Annotated in this window: 16 protein-coding genes; 9 read left to right on the top strand and 7 right to left on the bottom strand. The window is 65.5% G+C overall.

What is annotated here, in order from left to right; all coding sequences use genetic code 11:
* Positions 1 to 11 precede the first annotated feature (11 nt).
* From FEF27_RS10295 to FEF27_RS10280, 4 genes are read right to left on the bottom strand one after another with little or no spacing between them, the layout of a single operon-like run.
* Positions 12 to 1,016, bottom strand: coding sequence for an AAA family ATPase (locus tag FEF27_RS10295; protein ID WP_138170774.1), 1,005 nt, complete (start codon positions 1,014 to 1,016; stop codon positions 12 to 14).
* Positions 1,013 to 2,290: a DUF4350 domain-containing protein gene (locus FEF27_RS10290; protein ID WP_138170773.1), complete on the bottom strand. Its 1,278-nt coding sequence runs from the start codon at positions 2,288 to 2,290 to the stop codon at positions 1,013 to 1,015. The genes FEF27_RS10295 and FEF27_RS10290 overlap by 4 nt, the downstream gene beginning before the upstream one ends.
* Complete coding sequence (locus FEF27_RS10285) at positions 2,287 to 2,928, bottom strand: DUF4129 domain-containing protein (RefSeq protein ID WP_138170772.1); 642 nt, start codon at positions 2,926 to 2,928, stop codon at positions 2,287 to 2,289. Before FEF27_RS10285 ends, FEF27_RS10290 begins: the two co-directional genes overlap by 4 nt.
* Positions 2,925 to 4,013, bottom strand: a complete 1,089-nt coding sequence (locus FEF27_RS10280) for a hypothetical protein (protein ID WP_138170771.1) — start codon at positions 4,011 to 4,013, stop codon at positions 2,925 to 2,927. The genes FEF27_RS10285 and FEF27_RS10280 overlap by 4 nt, the downstream gene beginning before the upstream one ends.
* A 137-nt stretch (positions 4,014 to 4,150) precedes the next feature.
* Between FEF27_RS10280 and mtrA the strand changes: the two genes are divergently transcribed.
* From mtrA to secA, 6 genes are all read left to right on the top strand, one after another.
* On the top strand, positions 4,151 to 4,834 hold the full coding sequence (mtrA, locus tag FEF27_RS10275; RefSeq protein ID WP_138170770.1) for an MtrAB system response regulator MtrA: 684 nt from the start codon (positions 4,151 to 4,153) through the stop codon (positions 4,832 to 4,834).
* Positions 4,835 to 4,947: 113 nt separating this feature from the next.
* Complete coding sequence (mtrB, locus tag FEF27_RS10270) at positions 4,948 to 6,600, top strand: MtrAB system histidine kinase MtrB (protein WP_243729200.1); 1,653 nt, start codon at positions 4,948 to 4,950, stop codon at positions 6,598 to 6,600.
* Positions 6,597 to 8,333, top strand: a complete 1,737-nt coding sequence (locus tag FEF27_RS10265; RefSeq protein WP_138170769.1) for an LpqB family beta-propeller domain-containing protein — start codon at positions 6,597 to 6,599, stop codon at positions 8,331 to 8,333. The genes mtrB and FEF27_RS10265 overlap by 4 nt, the downstream gene beginning before the upstream one ends.
* Positions 8,334 to 8,397: 64 nt before the next feature.
* Complete coding sequence (locus tag FEF27_RS10260) at positions 8,398 to 9,210, top strand: ComF family protein (protein ID WP_138170768.1); 813 nt, start codon at positions 8,398 to 8,400, stop codon at positions 9,208 to 9,210.
* Positions 9,211 to 9,380: 170 nt separating this feature from the next.
* Positions 9,381 to 10,109, top strand: a complete 729-nt coding sequence (hpf, locus tag FEF27_RS10255) for a ribosome hibernation-promoting factor, HPF/YfiA family (RefSeq protein ID WP_138170767.1) — start codon at positions 9,381 to 9,383, stop codon at positions 10,107 to 10,109.
* Between the two features lie 164 nt (positions 10,110 to 10,273).
* Positions 10,274 to 12,889, top strand: coding sequence for a preprotein translocase subunit SecA (secA, locus tag FEF27_RS10250; RefSeq protein WP_138170766.1), 2,616 nt, complete (start codon positions 10,274 to 10,276; stop codon positions 12,887 to 12,889).
* A gap of 12 nt (positions 12,890 to 12,901) precedes the next feature.
* On the opposite strand, the gene FEF27_RS10245 is transcribed toward secA, so the two are convergent.
* Both FEF27_RS10245 and FEF27_RS10240 read right to left on the bottom strand, forming a co-directional pair.
* Positions 12,902 to 13,549 carry an Rv3235 family protein gene (locus tag FEF27_RS10245; RefSeq protein WP_138170765.1) on the bottom strand — a complete coding sequence of 216 codons (648 nt, stop codon included), beginning with the start codon at positions 13,547 to 13,549 and terminating at the stop codon, positions 12,902 to 12,904.
* A 44-nt stretch (positions 13,550 to 13,593) separates the two neighbouring features.
* Entirely contained in the window at positions 13,594 to 13,866 is a 273-nt protein-coding gene (locus FEF27_RS10240; RefSeq protein WP_138170764.1) for a hypothetical protein, read from the bottom strand.
* 50 nt (positions 13,867 to 13,916) lie between these two features.
* On the opposite strand from FEF27_RS10240, the gene FEF27_RS10235 reads away from it, so the two are divergent.
* Complete coding sequence (locus tag FEF27_RS10235; RefSeq protein WP_138170763.1) at positions 13,917 to 14,522, top strand: hypothetical protein; 606 nt, start codon at positions 13,917 to 13,919, stop codon at positions 14,520 to 14,522.
* Positions 14,523 to 14,528: 6 nt separating this feature from the next.
* Here FEF27_RS10235 and FEF27_RS10230 read toward each other — a convergent pair whose 3' ends face one another.
* The gene (locus FEF27_RS10230; RefSeq protein WP_138170762.1) at positions 14,529 to 14,738 is read right to left on the bottom strand and encodes a helix-turn-helix domain-containing protein; all 210 of its coding nucleotides are present in this window, start codon (positions 14,736 to 14,738) and stop codon (positions 14,529 to 14,531) included.
* 158 nt (positions 14,739 to 14,896) lie between these two features.
* Here FEF27_RS10230 and FEF27_RS10225 point away from each other — a divergent pair, with 158 nt between their 5' ends.
* The gene (locus tag FEF27_RS10225; RefSeq protein ID WP_138170761.1) at positions 14,897 to 15,598 is read left to right on the top strand and encodes a CpaB family protein; all 702 of its coding nucleotides are present in this window, start codon (positions 14,897 to 14,899) and stop codon (positions 15,596 to 15,598) included.
* The gene (locus FEF27_RS10220; RefSeq protein WP_138170760.1) at positions 15,598 to 16,977 is read left to right on the top strand and encodes a CpaE/TadZ family protein; all 1,380 of its coding nucleotides are present in this window, start codon (positions 15,598 to 15,600) and stop codon (positions 16,975 to 16,977) included. Before FEF27_RS10225 ends, FEF27_RS10220 begins: the two co-directional genes overlap by 1 nt.
* Positions 16,978 to 17,014: the final 37 nt, after the last annotated feature.

The raw sequence follows: 17,014 nt of genomic DNA, 5'->3' as shown, positions 1-17,014 counted from the left end.
TCAGCACAGACTCACCGGGGGACAGGCGTCGTGGTCAGAATGCCTTGGAGCACCTCGTCAGCGCCGGTGCCGTCCATCGACGCCTCCGGGGTCAGCGCCACACGGTGGCGAAGCGCGGGCAGTGCAAGTGCTTTGACATCGTCGGGGGTCACATAGTCACGTCCGCACAGCCAGGCCCAGGCTCTGGCGGAATTCATGAGGGCGGTGGCCCCGCGGGGTGAGACGCCGAGCTGGAAGCTCGGGGCGGCGCGGGTGGCGCGTGCGAGGTCGACGATGTACCCGGCGACCTCGGAAGTGATGCGAACCGCGCTGACCGACTTCCGGGCTGCAAGCACGTCGTCTGTGCCGGCGACCGGACGCACTCCGGCGGCTGCCAGGTTTGACGGATCAAACCCGGCGGCGTGGCGGTTGATCACCTCCACCTCCTGTTCACGTTCTGGCAGGCGCAGCTCCACCTTGAGCAGGAACCTGTCCAACTGCGCTTCCGGCAGCGGGTAGGTGCCCTCGTATTCCACCGGATTCTGCGTCGCCGCGACTAAGAACGGGTCCGGCAGCGGCCGGGCCGCACCGTCCACCGAGACCTGCCGCTCCTCCATCGCTTCCAGGAGCGAGGCCTGCGTCTTCGGCGGAGTGCGGTTGATCTCGTCGGCCAGCAGCAGATTGGTGAAGACCGGCCCCTGACGGAAGCTGAAGTCCCCGGTCTTGGAGTCGTAGACTAACGAGCCGGTCACATCACCGGGCATCAGGTCCGGGGTGAACTGGACCCGGGCGGAGTGCAGGCCCAAGGAGGCTGAGAGCGCTCGCACCAGCAGGGTCTTCGCCACCCCGGGCACTCCTTCGAGCAGCACATGGCCGCGCACCAGCAGCGCGATGATCACACTGGTCACCGCTGCGTCCTGCCCCACCACGGCCTTGGCCACCTCTTCGCGGACGCGGGCCAGCCGGCCGCGCAGTTCCTCGGCAGAGAGCGCATCGGCCTCCAGGGTGGGGTGAGGGGCCGGGTGATCCTCGGTCATTCGGTTCTCCTTTGTGTTCTGAGAGCGTCTCTGACGTCACGTTCCAGCTTGGCCAACGCATCGGCCCTGGCCACCATGTCGCTGGGTGAGTCCGTGTCTCGGGGTCGTGCCGCATGCTGGTTGGGGGAAAGGGCGTGCTCAGACGCCGGGCCTTCCAGCAGGCGGCGCACGGCGTCAAGGTCCCACTGGGCGGTGTGCGAGGCCGCCGCTGCGATTGCTTCAGGAGAGGCACCTCGCCCCAGTCCGAGCAGCCGACTCAGGCGCAGCAGATGCGCACTGCGCAGCACCTGGTTGGTCGCGGCGACCGCATTGGCGCGCTGGTACAGCCGCCCTCGGCCCACCACCGCCTCCTCTGCCGGGACGGTGACCGGCATGGGTTCACTCACCACGGGCCCGTACCGCCGTCCGGCGGCCACCAGGCCAATGGCAGCGCAGATCATCAGCCACCAGAGCAGTGGCCAGAACCACGCGGGGAGGTAGTCCAGAGGGGATCCCCACTGCTGAGCACCGACCTGATCGGTGCCGGAGGGCGTGTACCAGATCAGGGTCTGTTCCGCCTCGTTCTCGGCAGCAGCGCCCAACAGACCCAGCGCCAGTGCGGCGTTACCCTCTGCGGTGATGTGCTGATTGGTGAACGCCTCCGGCGCGGTGAAGACGAGACCGTGCGTGGTCTCGCTGAGCACATAGCTGTCGTGATCGACGGGGAAGCATCCCCGCTCCGCATGCAGTGAACCACCTGGGGCCTGCAGGCTGCTGGCCGTTTCCGCGGCGGGGTGGGGGCAGCGGGGCCCGCTGTGCAGCACCTGGGCGGTACCGGCTGCGCCTTCACCGATGCGCGGACCGGCTTGTGCCTCCGCGCCGAACACCTCGCCGATCAGCCAGGTCTCCGCACTGATCCACAGCACCTCACGCCCAGCCTCTACTTCTGCCTCCAGCTCATCGGTGAATCGCTCCTCCGGTGGAATATCCCTCAGGAGTACGACGACGCCAGCGCCCGGGTTCTGCTCCATCAGCTCCCGGGCAGCCTGGGCAGAATAGACACGGTGGAGCTCCACGCCGTGGTCTTCGAGCACACTGGCCACTGCGGCGTACCCGTCGAGGTCGGTGTTCTCCGTCCCGAAGACCTCAGTCTCGGACGTCTCCAGCAGCTGGGCCACCAGGGCAACCGCCGCCGCCACCACTGCCAGCACTATCCAGAACTGCCAGCGGGTGGCCGCCGTGCGGACAGCGGCCGCTGCTGGAGCGACGGTGGGTGAGCCCGTCTGCGCGCTCACCGGGGGGCCGCCAAAGGTGGTGCGGGAGGGCTCAGCCGCTCCGGGCCGGGGGCCCGGTGCAGCTGGTCATCGAGCCCAGAGATGAACGCCAGGTCTGCTTCGGCGAGAGTGGCGGAGCCGTAGAGCGAGCGGTTGAACAGGTCCGCGGCTCGCTGCAGGTCTGCGGCGGCTGGCGGGTACCAACGGCCCAAACTGTCGGCGATCTCAGTGGCGGTGCGGCCTTGCTGCTGGTGCGCCACCCCCCGTTCCTCGGCAGCACGGACCATCGCGCGGAAGGCATATTGGGCGGCAGCGTTAATGTCCCCAGCCCGGGCACATTGCTGAGCTCGAGCACGGAACTCGGCGGCCGTCACCTGCGGATCCAGTTCTACCGGCTGGTCCTTCGGCGCCCTGCGGTGCAGCCGCGGGCGGACCACTGCAAGCAGGATGACCACGGCAGCACTCACCACAGCCAGCACAAGCAGCCCACCGTAGGGAACGTCGAAGCCACCGATTGAGAACGCACGGCCGGTCAGCCACTCCAGGAAAGCGTCAAGGGTGCGGCGCAGCGGGCCGGTGAACTGGCGCTGATAGGAACCCTCGGCCAATTCCTCCTCCAGCAGTCGGCGGGCCTCGTCGCGGTCATACCCTAGGTTCATCGCCGTGCCCCCGGCAGCGGAGGGCGCGGGCTGTGCCGCAGGTGCTCCGGTGAGCCCGGCAGCACGGTGTCCAGCTTCGCAGCCTCGGCCTCGGTCTGTGCCGGCTGCGGGGCCAGGTGCTTGAGCATGACGTCTAATGCTTCCCTGCGGAAACGGGCGTTGAGGTACATGACCGAGATCAAGGTCCCGATCAGGGCGACCAGCAGAGTGTTCAGCACCAGGTCGTACAGCTGTCCGAGGCCCAGTACCACCAGCACCAGGACCTCGCTCTGCTCGGGATCCGAGCGCCACGCGAGCTCGCTGCCGAGCTCCGTCACCAAGGTGGCGGGCAGGGCGGTCACCACCAGGACCACCACCAACATCAGATACAGCAGCGCGACCGCGCCAATATGCCGCCACCACATTCCGCGATTCAGCGTAAAGGACCTGCCGATGGCGCTGAAGGCATTACGGCCCTCGACGACCGTCAGCAGCGGTCCGAACATCAGCCCCGCAGTCAGCCAGCACAGCAGCAGGAACAGGGCGGGTAGGGCCACCAGCAGTCCGAAACCTAAGGTAACGACCGTGAGCAGCACCCCCGCGGCCACGGCCAGCGCTCCCACCAGCAGCAGCGCGGTCACCACCACCAGCAGATGCAGCAGCAGCCACCCCAGCCGGCGTGCGCGCAGGCCCACGGTCTGCCGCAGGGAGGTGGGCAGGCCGTAGGCGGCGCGCAGTACAGGGATGGCCAAGAGGCCCACGGAGACCGCCCAGGCCAGCCCACTGATCACGAAGCCGGTCACCATCAGCAGCAGCACACCGCCCTCACTCAGTGCCGCCAGCAGCATCTCTTCATTCTCAAACGCCATCGGATCGGTGAGCATTCGCAGATAGGCATCTCCGGGGGAGGCCGCCAGCAGCAGCACAGCGACGCCGAGGTTCACCACGGCCGCTGCCAACGGCAGTCCCAGGACAGCCCGCGGGCAGCGGCGAATCACTGTGAATGCGGCTTTGAAGAGTTCGTCCTGCGCCAGCGGGCGCAGTGGGAATACTGCGCCGGGGCGGGGGGTGTGGGGGCTCAGCCGCGCCGGCGTCGTCGTGCTCATACCACCCGCCTGTCCCGGAAGCCGCCGTGAGGTCCGAGTTCCACCCTATCGCCTCATATATCCTGGAGAATCAGCAGGTGCGCGGGTCCCTAGACTCGCGTGCCGGTCTCAGCAGCAGTGAGGAAGGACGGAGCTCCATGAGAGCCAACATCTTGGTGGTCGACGATGACGAGGCGCTGTCGGAGATGATCGGCATCGTGCTGCGCAATGACGGGTTCGAGCCGACCTTCTGCGCCACCGGGGAGCTTGCCCTTGACGCGTTCCGCTCCGCAGACCCGGACCTGGTGCTGCTGGACCTCATGCTGCCCGGCAAAGACGGGATCGAGGTCTGCCGTGAAATCCGGGAGGAAGCTGACACCCCCATTGTCATGTTGACGGCGAAGTCGGATACCGCTGACGTGGTCCGAGGACTCGAAGCCGGTGCCGATGACTATGTGCCGAAGCCTTTCAAGCCAGCCGAGCTGGTGGCCAGGGTCCGTGCCCGGCTGCGCACCCCGGAGCCGGCGAACCGGCCGGACGGGGAGACTCTGACTATCGGGGACCTGACCATCGACGTCGCTGGTCATGAAGTTCGGCGCGGCAGCACCCGCATCTCATTGACACCGTTGGAGTTCGACCTGCTCTCGACGCTGGCGAAGAAACCGTGGCAGGTGTGGAACCGGGAGATGCTGCTGGAAGAAGTGTGGGGGTACCGCCACCAGGCTGACACCCGACTGGTCAACGTCCACGTGCAGCGGCTGCGCTCCAAAGTTGAAAAGGACCCGGAGAATCCGGAGATCATCCAGACCGTTCGCGGCATCGGTTACAAGGCCGGCGGCTGAGGGGCGCCGCCGACATCACTCAGGACAGCAGCTCGTTTGGCGAGAGCCAGGCGGGAGACCCGGACCCCACTGCACCCGAGGAGGCAGCGCCTTGGGTGACGCTTCGGCGGCGCGTGACGAGACTCTCGAAGTTCTGGGCGCGCTCCCTGATGGCGCGCGCCATGGTGATCACCGGAGTCATCACCCTGGTCGGTTCGGCGCTGATCGCCTACTTCCTCGTCCAGCAGGTCACCACCGGGCTCTACCAGGAGCGTCTTGACCAGGTGGAGGCTGAGGCCACCGCGGGTTTGGCCGAGGCTCGGCAGGCATTCGGCGCCATCGAAACATCGGAGTCGGCGACCCTGGAAGAGCGCGTGCCGGAGATCTTCGAGGGGCTGGGCGGCTCCTCGGCGCTGATCCGGGAAAGCCTGCTGATCCCGCTGGAGGAGTCAGAGAACTTGCCCGTTATGCCGCGCTCGACAGAAATCTCGCAGGATGTGATCAGCCCGGAGCTCCGCGAGGCTGTCTTGGTCAGTGGGCCCGACCGGCAGCACTGGCAGCCGGTGGGCATCGAGGGTGACGATGGCGTGGTAGTCCCGGGGGTAGCTTTCGGCATCAGCATCCAGCTCCCCACCGGCCCCCCTTACGGTCTCTTCTTCGTCTACGACTTCTCCTCGGTGCAGGAGAACGTGAATTTTGTCTTCCGTGTCTTCCTCGTCGCAGCCACCGCCATTCTGGTGATGAACCTGCTGATCGCCGCCTGGGTAGCCCGGTCGGTGGTACGGCCGGTCTCCCAGGCCGCGGAGGTCTCAGAACGCATTGCCGACGGGCAGCTCGACCAGCGCCTTGCCGTGATCGGCGAGGACGAGATCGCTCGCTTGGGAGTCTCCTTCAACCGGATGGCCTCCACTCTGCAGGAGCAGATCACCCAGTTAGCCCACCTGTCGAAGATGCAGCAGCGCTTCGTCTCGGACGTCTCCCATGAGCTGCGCACCCCGCTGACCACAGTGAGCATGGCAGCAAGCATGCTCTACGAATCCCGCGACCAGTTCGATCCGGTGAGTCAGCGCTCCACCGAGCTGCTGCACCACCAGGTGGAGCGTTTTCAGGCGCTGCTGGCCGACCTGCTGGAGATGTCGCGCTTTGATGCCGGCGCCGCTGAGCTGGCCCTGTCCGAAGTGGACCTGTGGGCCTTGGCGGAGGACGTGCTGACCGCCGCCGTCCCCCTGGCCGACCGTGCCGGAGCAGAGCTGAACATGGTGATTCCCGATGAGGTGGACAGTTACATCGCGGAGGTGGACCGGCGCCGGATCAACCGTATTCTTCGCAACCTGGTCAACAACGCCATTGAACATTCCGAAGGTCAGCCGGTGGATCTGATCATCTCCGCCAATGAGAGCGCGGTGGCGATCGCGGTGCGCGACTATGGTGTGGGTATGTCCTCGGAGCAGGTGGCCCACGTCTTCGACCGCTTCTGGAGGGCCGACCCGGCACGGGCACGCACCACCGGCGGCTCCGGGCTGGGCCTGTCGATCGCCACCGAAGACATCAGGCTGCATCAGGGCAGCCTCGACGCGTGGGGCCAGACCGGGCAGGGCTCCTGCTTCCGGCTGGTGCTTCCTCGCGTCCAAGGGGCTCCCTACGAATCCTCCCCGCTGGCGCTGCCGCCGGTCTACTCAGTGCAGCAGCGCAACCGGATCAGCGCCGATGCTGACTTGATCGCGGTGGAGCGGGCTCATGACCGGGTCAACGAACAGGCGCTCTACAAGGACGGCGGTTCCCCATGAGCGCGGCACTGAGGACATGGGTCGCTGGGCTGGCCGCAGTGGGTTTGTTGGTCAGTGCTTGTACTCCTACGCTGCCCACCGACGGGGACGTGGGAACCGCCGAGGCTCCAGCGGGATCCGAGCGCGACTCGGGGGTCGTGGTGCGCTCCCCAGAGTCCGGGGCCAGCCCGGAAGACATCATCGAGGGGTTCCTGCAGGCTGGGGCTCGGCCTGATGACGATCATGCGGTGGCCCGCGAGTACCTGACCGAGGATTTTGCGGAGGAATGGGACCCGTGGACCCAGACAATGGTCTACACCGACGGAAACATGAGCGTCGATGCGTCCGGGGAGGCGGTCTACAACGTTCAACTGACCATGGACGCTCGGGTTAACTCTGACGGCATCATGGCCCGTCCGGATGAGCCCACCAGTCAGACGTTCGAGGTCGAGGAAGTCGACGGCGAATGGCGCATCAGCGGTGCCCCCGACGGCAAGATCCTGGAAGCCGGGGCCTTCAACAGCGCCTATGACGAATTCACCCTGTATTTCTACGATCCGCAGCAGCGCTACGCGGTGCCCGACGTCAGGTGGCTGATCAGCCTCTCAGGCCAGTCCACCGAATTGGTGGATCTGCTGCTGCGCGGGCCTGCGCCCTGGCTGGCCCCAGGGGTGCTCTCCGCCTTCGACGACAACGCCAGTCTCGGCACGCCTGCTGTTCCAGTCTCCGAGGGAACTGCCACGGTGGACCTGGATCCCTCGGTGACCGCTGGCGCTTCTGACCGTGAGCTGGCTCTGATGCACAACCAGCTCTCCATGGCGCTGACCCAGCTGAGCTCCGTGCGTGAGGTCAGGCTGACGGTGGGCGGGGCTGACGTCGAGCTTCCTGAGCTCCCGGAAGGGCAGGGGCTGCAGATCGAGACCCAGCCCAGAGCCTTGGAGCGACAGATCGGCCTCCAGGGTGACGAACTGGTGTGGCAGCTGAACACCGATACCTCACGGGTGGCAGGAATGCCCGACCTCAGTGACATCGAGCCTCGGTTCCCCGCCGTCTCCACCGCAGCCGAAGGGGAAGTGATCGCGGTGATGTCCGGGGATCTGAATGAGCTCTATCATGTGCGCGCCGACGCTGATGAGCCCGAACTGCTGGTGGAGTCAGAGAATATGCCGCGGCCCTCCATGGATAACTTCGGCTGGACCTGGACAGTGACCACCAACGGTGAGGACTCGGCAACTATCCGGGCCTTCAGCTATGAGGACGAGGATGCCAACTCGGTGGCCGTGACCGCTGACTTCATCGAAGGGCGGCGCGTGACCTCGCTGCGTATCTCCCAAGACGGCACGCGGGCTGCGCTCATCCTCGAGGACGCCGGAGTGCGCAGCCTCTACATCGCCTCCGTGCAGCGGGACGGCACCACCGGGGTGCCGTGGGGGCTGGAGCAGCACCAGCGTCTCCACCACGATGAACAGGTGGAGCTGGAGGAGGTCCGTTGGTCAAATAATGACGAGGTGCTGGTGTGGCGGCCCCACGACTCGGAAGAGGTGGAGACCAGGTATATGCAGCGGATCAACATCTCCGGCGCCTCCGGCCCACCTTCAGAAGGCCTCTCCGGGCTGCTCAACGTCTCCGTCGGTGAGGGGCGCCCGGTCTACTTTGAGCAGGAGGACTCCGGAGTGTGGCAGATCGTGGGGGACTCCAACATGATCCAGGACGAGATCGACGACGACGTCCGGGACCTCAGCTACTCCGGCTGACGAGTTTTCCACAGCTGCACACCACCCCTGGCGCGCTCCTGCGCCGAGCGCACATGCTGGAGCCATGCCCAGCTCGACGCCGTCTCTGACCTCAGCGCTGGACCGGCTATGGTTCTCCCCGCTGGGAGGCGGGGTGCGCCGGACCGCCCAGCAGACCGCTGACCTGCTGCTGCCCGTTGCCTGCGTGGGCTGCGGGGCCGAAGCGACGGACCTCTGCGATGAGTGCTGTGTGGACTTTCGCCTCCTGACCCGGGATCCCTTCAGCGCCGCTGAGGGCGCGGAAGCGCTGCCGATCACGAATGTCGACGAGCACGGGATCCACCTGCTGCCGGTGAGCAGTGCTGGCCTGTACAAGACCCTGGTGGCCGATGTGGTCATTGCATTCAAAGATCATGAGCGCATCGGGCTGGGTCGGGTCTTGGCCCCGGCGCTGTCCCGCTCGGTGCGCACCGCCCTCCAGGGCGTGCCCCCCGGTGCTGACGTGCTGCTCGTCTGGCCGCCGTCGTCACCCCGCGCACGGCTGCGGCGCGGACGCTCTCCGGTGGAGGAACTGGTCAGTGCAGCGGCACTGCCGCAGCGCTGCCGAGCGCAGGGACCGGTGCTGAACCGCACCCGCAGCGGAATGCTTTCCCTGTCCGGCCTGCGCAGCCAAAAAGGCCGGGCCAAGAGCAGCCGGCGCGCTGCGGTGACACAGTTTGAGCTCACTGAACAGGCGCGCCGCGCCGTGTCGGGCCAGCAGGTGCTGCTGATCGACGACGTGCTCACCACCGGGGCCACGATCCACGGGATGTACGCTGCGCTGACCGAGGCCGGCGCATTCGTGCGCGGTGCCGCGGTGGTCGCGGTGACTCCGCGGGCGGGGCTGCAGAGTGAATAAAAAGTCCTCGGCCCCATTGTGCGGTGAGCACTTCCGAAAAGTGCCAGGCAGGGCATACGGTGAAGTATGGGTGTTTAGATGACGAGACCCATCGCAACGACGGTGGGCTCTGAAGGGAGTCCTCACCCGTCGTCGCGCCAACTGCATGACGGACGCCAAGGAGGACCATCATGACTCTGCAGACCACCTACACCGGACGCAATATCACTATCCCGTCAGCGTTCAAGGAACACCTCGAGTCCAAACTCGACAAGGTGGAGCAGCTCTCGGATAAGGGACAGCGGCTTGAGGTCAAGGTGTCCAGTGAAAGTGCGCATCGCCGAGCCGAGACGTCAATCACTGTGGAACTCACTCTCATTGGGCGGGGCAAGATCATCCGGTCTGAGGCGCAGGCGGAGGACAAATTCGCCGCATTCGAAATTGCCTGGGACAAGCTCTGTGAGCGTCTGCGCCGGGTCAGGGACAAGAAGAAGTCCCGGGCGCGCAGCAATGGCACACTTGGTCATCCTGCCCAGTCGGTGGGGCAGGCTTTGGCCGGACTGACTCCGGTGGACCCGGACCGTCCGCTGTATGAGCAGGTCCTGGACGCGGAGGCCGTCGATGACGTGCCGCCGGAGACCGACGATTGGGACGAGCCGATCCGGATCCGCCGAAAGGTGTTCCCCGCTCAGCCGATGAGCGTGGATGCGGCGGTGGATGCAATGGAGCTTCTGGGCCACGACTTCTATCTGTACCTGGACGCGGAGACTCAGCAGCCTTCAGCTGTGTACCGGCGCCGGGGCTGGACCTACGGGGTGATCTCCTTGGATCCCTCAGGCCAGTCCACCGACAGCGACGTCGAGGAGCGGCCGTACCGGCCATCACAGGGAACCACCCGCTCGCGGGTCAGCGCTGCCTGAGCCCTCCCTGAGCCACTGCGCAAGACCTGTCCCGGAGCCTCCTTCCTCTGCGAAGGGGGCTCCGGCTTCGCTGTCGGGAAGCGCTGCAGGTTAGCCGACAGCGGTCCGCGGGCATACACTGTTTTGTTGACGCTGTAGAACATTTGACGGAGATCGACTCACTGATGCCCACCCTGCTGGAAAAAGTCCTCAAGACTGGGGAAAAGAAGATCCTCAAGAAACTGCGCGGATATGCCGACGCAGTGAACATGCTTGAGGACGAGTTTGCGCAGCTCTCCGACGCGGAGCTGCGGCAGGAGACTGAGCGCTTCAAAGAGCGGGTGGCAGACGGGGAGTCGCTGGACTCGCTCCTGCCGGAAAGCTTTGCAGCCGTCCGAGAAGCGGCCGGCCGCACCCTGGGCCAGCGCCACTATGACGTCCAGATTATGGGTGGTGCGGCGCTGCATCTGGGGAACATCGCGGAGATGGGCACTGGCGAAGGGAAGACTCTTGTCGCTACCGCCCCGGCCTATCTCAACGCCTTGACCGGCCAGGGTGTCCACGTGGTCACGGTCAATGACTACCTGGCGAAATACCAGGCTGAGCTGATGGGCCGGGTCTACCGTTTCCTGGGACTGAGCACAGGGGTGATCGTCAACAACCTGAAGTCGGCCCAGCGTCGCGAAGCATATGCAGCTGACATCACCTACGGCACCAACAACGAGTTCGGCTTCGACTTCCTTCGCGACAATATGGCCCAGTCGCTGGAGGACCTCGTCCAGCGCGGACACCACTACGCGATCATCGATGAGATCGACTCCATCCTTATTGACGAGGCCCGCACCCCGCTGATCATCTCGGGGGCGGCCAGTGGTGACATCTCCCGCTGGTACAACGACTTCGCCAAGCTCGTCCAGACCCTCACCAAGGACGAGGATTATGAGGTGGATGAGAAGAAGCGAACCGTCGGGGTGCTGGAGTCCGGCATCGACAAGGTCGAAGACTATCTCGGCATTGAGAACCTCTACGAAACGCAGAACACCACCCTGATCCAGTACCTGAACAACGCCATTCGGGCCAAAGAGCTCTATAAGCGGGACACTGACTATGTGGTCACGGACAATGAGGTGCACATAGTTGACGAGCACACCGGGCGCATCCTGAAAGGCCGGCGTTACAACGAGGGGCTGCATCAAGCCATCGAGGCCAAGGAAAGTGTCCGGATCAAGCCGGAGAACCAGACCCGAGCCACTGTCACGCTGCAGAACTATTTCCGTCATTACCAGAAGATCTCCGGCATGACCGGTACTGCTGAGACTGAAGCCGCGGAATTCATGTCCACCTATAAGCTCGGCGTGGTTCCCATCCCGCCGAACAAGCCGCGGCAGCGCACAGATCACAATGACGTGGTCTACCGCAATGAGCTGGTGAAGTTCGACGCCGTGGTCAAAGACATCACCGAGCGCCACCGCAAGGGCCAGCCCATCCTGGTCGGCACCGAGTCGGTTGAGAAGTCCGAGTACTTGTCCAAACTCTTGGCCAAGCAGGGGATCCGGCACGAGGTGCTCAACGCCAAGAACCACGAGCGTGAGGCAGCCATCGTGGCCCAGGCCGGGCACAAGGGCGCGGTGACCGTTGCGACCAACATGGCGGGGCGGGGAACCGACATCATGCTTGGTGGCAACGCGGAGTTCAAAGCTGTTCGGGAGATGGAGAAGCTCGGCCTGGACCCGGAGGCCGACGCTGAGCAGTACGAGGCGAGATGGAGCGAAGTCTTCGACCGGGCGAAGGCTGAGACAGAGGCGGAAGCCGAGGAGGTCCGGGCCCTGGGCGGGCTTTACGTTCTCGGCACCGAGCGGCACCAGTCCCGACGGATTGACAATCAGCTGCGCGGGCGTTCGGGGCGCCAGGGCGACCCGGGCGAATCCCGGTTCTACATCTCGCTGACCGACAATCTGATGCGCCTGTTCAACCAGCAGGCGGCTCATCGGCTGATGCAGTCTTCTGTGCTGGACGATGAGGTCCCGGTGGAGCACAAGATGGTCTCAGGTGCCATTGCCTCCGCGCAGCAGCAGCGCGAGGCGCAGAACACCGAGCAGCGCAAGAACGTGCTGAAGTACGACGACGTGATGAACCGTCAGCGCGAGGCCATCTACTCGGATCGCCGGCGAATTCTCGAAGGCGATGATGTCCATGAGAAGGTCCAGCACTTTCTTGAGGACGCGGTGAGCCTGATCATCGAGGAGAAGACCCTGGCCTCCTCCTCCGAGGATTGGGACCTTGAAGGCCTCTGGGAGGACCTGCGGGACCTCTACCCGATTTCTCTGGAGATTGCTGATCTGATCGAAGAAGCAGGCGGAATCGACCAGCTGTCGCCCAAGATGCTGAAGCGTGAGATCATCTCCGATGCCAAGATCGCCTATGAGCGCAAGGAAGCTGAGGTGGGCGCCGAGGCGTTGCGTCAACTTGAGCGCCGCGTCCTGCTGGCGGTGATCGATCAGAAGTGGCAGGACCATCTGTATGAGATGGATTACTTGAAGTCGGGGATCGGGCTGCGGTCGATGGCACAGCGTGATCCGCTGGTCGAGTATCAGCGCGAGGGTTACCTGCTCTTCCACGCGATGGCGGAGGACATCCGCGAAGAGTCAGTCCGGAAACTGTTCCAGGCAGAGGTCCGGGCAGTGACTCCGCAGTCGGCAGCGCCCAAACTTCCGGGAGTCAAGGACGGCCGAGCAGCGGCTGCGGGCAAGTCGGTCCAGGTGCCCGGACTGAATGAGCCCAAGGGACCCGCAGCGGCATAGCCGGAGGCTCTGTCACCCCAGCTCCATGGCGACTACCCGCCACCGCCCGCGGTGGGCTTCAAGCCGCATCGCGCACGCCCTGGCGCGCAGCTCGTCACTGAAGACCACAGAGACTTCCCAGCAGCCGGGCCTGGGCTGGCAGGCGCGTTCGGAGCGGAAGTGCAGTGTCCGGGGCTGAACAGCGAGCCCCGCTCGGTGCCTGGCCATAATCGCCGCGCGCTGCTGGACCTTGTGGTAAACCTCAGCCTCCAGCCACCTGCGCAGTTGGGTCACCGGGCGCAGGCCCACCAGAGTCTCGGCTGTGGCCTGGCACACCACGCGCGCCACTGCCACCACCTGTCGGCGCTCCTGCCGCTTGGTGGCCAACTCATCGGGGCGTTGGCTCTGCGCTGAGTCAGCGGCTGAGTCAGCGGCTGAGTCCGGCAGCCGTGGGGCGACCCCTATGGTCCTCAGCAGTCGGGGCACCTCAGCCTCCCGCTGAATGCGGAAGCATGGATGCGCCGTCTGGTGATCCTCGGCCACCTCCGCATCCTCCCAGCCCTCCTGGATGCTTTCCTGAGGATCCGCGCCCGGCGGCTCCAAGCGGGCGCGCAGGGGTCGCGATGCTGGGGGCGCAAGGCTTTGCACCATTGTCGCTGAGCGTCTGCTCGTGGGGATCATCGGGATCGGCTCCTTGGTCTCTGGTGGGGTCGAGGGTCGGCGGGTCAGTACCGGGGTGGTGGGGGCACTCGCAGGGCTGTGCCGGGGCGCAGGCTGCCCGGTTCCTGTCCAATCCGGTCAATATTGAACTGGTGCCAGCGAGGCCACTCCCGAGCGATCTCCCAGTCAGTGGCATCGCCACCCAGATGCTCGGCGACGAGGGTCCACAACGTCACCTCACCTGCCACGGTCCGCGTGGCCTCTTCCCTGTGGCGGGAGGGGAGGCCCTGATGCCGGGGAGCGGATACTGAGGGTCGTTCGGGAACAAAAGGTGGCATAGCAGATCTTTAAAGCTTGTTTGATAACGTTTGATAGTCATTGATGGTACATGCAGTACCTCGTGGCGCAACAGGGGTTGTGCAAAAATGGCTACGTCGGCTCCTCAGCCGCCGGAAATCAGGGGGCGAATATGCGCTGGGATGCACTCTTTGCTGATCTGCAGGCCGAGGCTGCGGCAATGCGGCAGGACGACTTCGAGCACGGGGTCGCAGAGGTTATCGCGCTGGAATGGTCACGGGTGCTGTTGGCTGATCGCCTTCGCGCTCACCGCGGCCAGGAGCTGGACATCAAGCTGCACGGCGGAGAGACACTGACCCTGGAGATGACGGCAGCGGGTACCGACTGGGTCAGCGGTCTCGCGCGAGGCTGCCAATGGCTGATACCTGGGGCGGCGATGCAGATGATTTCCGGACTGACCCGGCGAGCAGAGGTGGAGCGCAGTCAGGTGCGGCGCAGGTTAACCATCACCTCGCCGCTGCGCGCGCTTGCCGACGCGGGCGCACAGGTGGCGGTTCACGGTGAGGCGGGGATTCTGGTCCAAGGCCGACTTCTCGGCGCAGGTCGAGACTTCCTCGATGTGCGGGCCCACGCACAGGTTCGTCTCAGCACTGTTCCGTTGTCTGTGATCACCGCGGTGCGCAGTGTGCGCTCCTGAGGTGGATCAGCGGGTCTTCTGTTCGGCTCGCGCCTGCCGCTGCTCGGCGTACAGCCGCTCGATGTACTCATCCAGCTTGGCCTCTTCGACTCGCCACTGGCCCCGGCCGCCGATCTGAATCCCCTCCAAGTCTCCGCGCTGGATCAGTGCTCGCGTCTGTGACATGGAGATGTTCAGCGCCTCGGCCACGTCCGGCAAGGTGAGAAACGTCCGCATTTTAGCCCCTTACTTGACGTTTGTTGTCATTTGCTTCTATTGTGGCACTCTCGAGGCCAGAATCAAGCATGGCCGCGGCGCGGTTGGCCTCTCGCCACAGGTGCATGCATCAGTTAACATCTGAACACTTGTGTTCGACACTGCATCAGGAGTGGGTAGTGGCCACATTGGACTATGCATCCGGAGACCCTGAGCTCGCCGAGCGGGCACTGCGGGGTGGAGCTCCGCAGCCGGCCCCGGCTCGCAGACTGCGTCGGCCCGCCTGGTTTGATCCGCGGATGATAATCGGCGTGGGGCTGATCCTGGCGTCTGTGGCCGGTGTGATATTCCTGCTCAACGCCCAAAACCGCACCCTTCCGGTATATGCCGCTGACCGTGAGCTCAGCACCGGCACGCAGCTCAGTGCTGAGGACCTGCACACCGTCCACGTCCGGCTCGACGCCGCCGCTGAGCACTATCTCTCCGCAGAGGCAGAGCTGCCGCCAGACGTCGAGCTGCTTCGGCCTCTCTCGGAAGGTGAGTTGGTGCCAGCGGCGGCGCTGGGTGCGGTGGATCAGCAGCGTCGCCAGGCTGTGACGGTGGACGTCCAGCACGCTTTGGCCCGCTCGGTGCAGCCGGGCCGCAGCGTGGACGTGTGGGCCGCCTCTGGGTTTTCCGCGCTCGAGCAGTCCGGCGAGGTCACGATGCTGGCGACTGCCGCGGAGGTTACCGACATTCGCGAATCCGATGCCACCTTCGAGCCCGGTGCTGCGGTGACTGTGGAGCTGCTGGTGGACCCGGCGGAGGTGCCCGACCTCTTGGCAGCTCTTGGCGCCGGCGATGAACTGACTGTCCTGCCCGCAGGCGCTGGAGACAATTGATGAGCCGCTGCGCTGTGGTCACCACCGGTCTGCTCTCCACCGACCACGTCACCGCGTTGGAGCGCCTGCACACTGATGTGACCATCGACCGGCGCTGTGCCGACCTCACCGAGCTCATCGCGGTGACCCGTACCGGCAGGACCGATGCGGCGCTGATCATCGGCAACACCGACGACATCACCGAGACCACTGTCCAACAGCTCCGCCAAGATGTCTCAGCGGTAGTGGTGATTTCGGACCGCCCCGCAGAGCGCACCCGGCTGCAGCAGCTGGGCCTGGTGGCCTTCGACGACGCCGTCACCGCCGCCGAGCTGGCTCACGCGCTGCGCTCGAGAGACCCGCTACGGCGGGACGTAGCAGCGGCACACACGGACCAGGAGGCGAGGTTCGCTGCACTGGTCCAAGATTACGAGCTGACGGAAGCGCCCGGAGAGAGCCCGCAAAGCCCCAGCGCTGCCAAGCTCTCCGCCCGAGGAATCACCGCGGTCTGGGGTCCTGCGGGTGCGCCGGGGCGCACCACAGTCGCGGTCAACCTGGCCGCGGAACTGACCCTCAGCGGCAGTTCGGTGCTGCTGATCGACGCGGACACCTATGCGGCGGCGGTCACCGTCCATCTGGGGCTGATCGAAGAGTCGGCAGGCATCGCCCAGGTCTGTCGGGCGGCTGAATTCGGCAGTCTGGACACAGAAGCGCTGCTGCGTGCGACTTCCGCCGTCGAGGTGGGAAAGGCTCGGTGTGACGTGCTGACCGGGCTGCCTCGCGCACACCGATGGACTGAGCTGCGTCCCCGGGCGCTGGAGAAAGTGCTCCAGATGTGTCGCCACCAGTACGACCACGTCGTGGTGGACCTCGCCTCGGAGATCACCGGAGACCAGGAGTGGGGATACGAGCAGCCTGCCGTCGAACGCAACTCGGCGGCGCGAACGGTACTCAGCTCAGCCGACCACACCCTGCTGATCGGCACCCCTGACCCCGTCGGCTTCTCTCGACTCATCAAAGCAGCTCAGCAGCTTGTCGATGAGCTGCCGGCGGCGCCTGCTCCGAAAGTGGTGATCAACAAGCTCCGCAAAGACGTCGTCGGGCGCTCCCCGCGCAGGCAGCTCAGCGAGGCCTGGCTGCAGCTGGGCAGCCACGCCCCGATTGCGGCATTCCTGCCCTGGGAGCCAGCGGTCTGCGACGCTGCCCTTCGGGGCGGCCACGTCCTTGCCGAGTCTGCCGCAGAGTCCGCGCTGCGCCGGCAGATCGCCGCCCTGGTCGGAATCGGGATCCCCCGGAGACGTCGTCGTCTGACTCGTGCTGCCAGCTCCGGCACACTGCTGCGCAGCCGGCGACCGGCCGAAGCCGCGGCGGGGCTTCCTGGGCGTGAGAACGGAGGATAGGCTGGCTAGTGCTTCATCAGAACTTCGAGGGAGAAGA

Source organism: Nesterenkonia sphaerica (assembly GCF_005771565.1).
Classification (GTDB): Bacteria; Actinomycetota; Actinomycetes; order Actinomycetales; family Micrococcaceae; genus Nesterenkonia; species Nesterenkonia sphaerica.
Note: the sequence above shows the minus strand (reverse complement) of the source record. Positions and strands in the feature narration are given on the sequence as shown.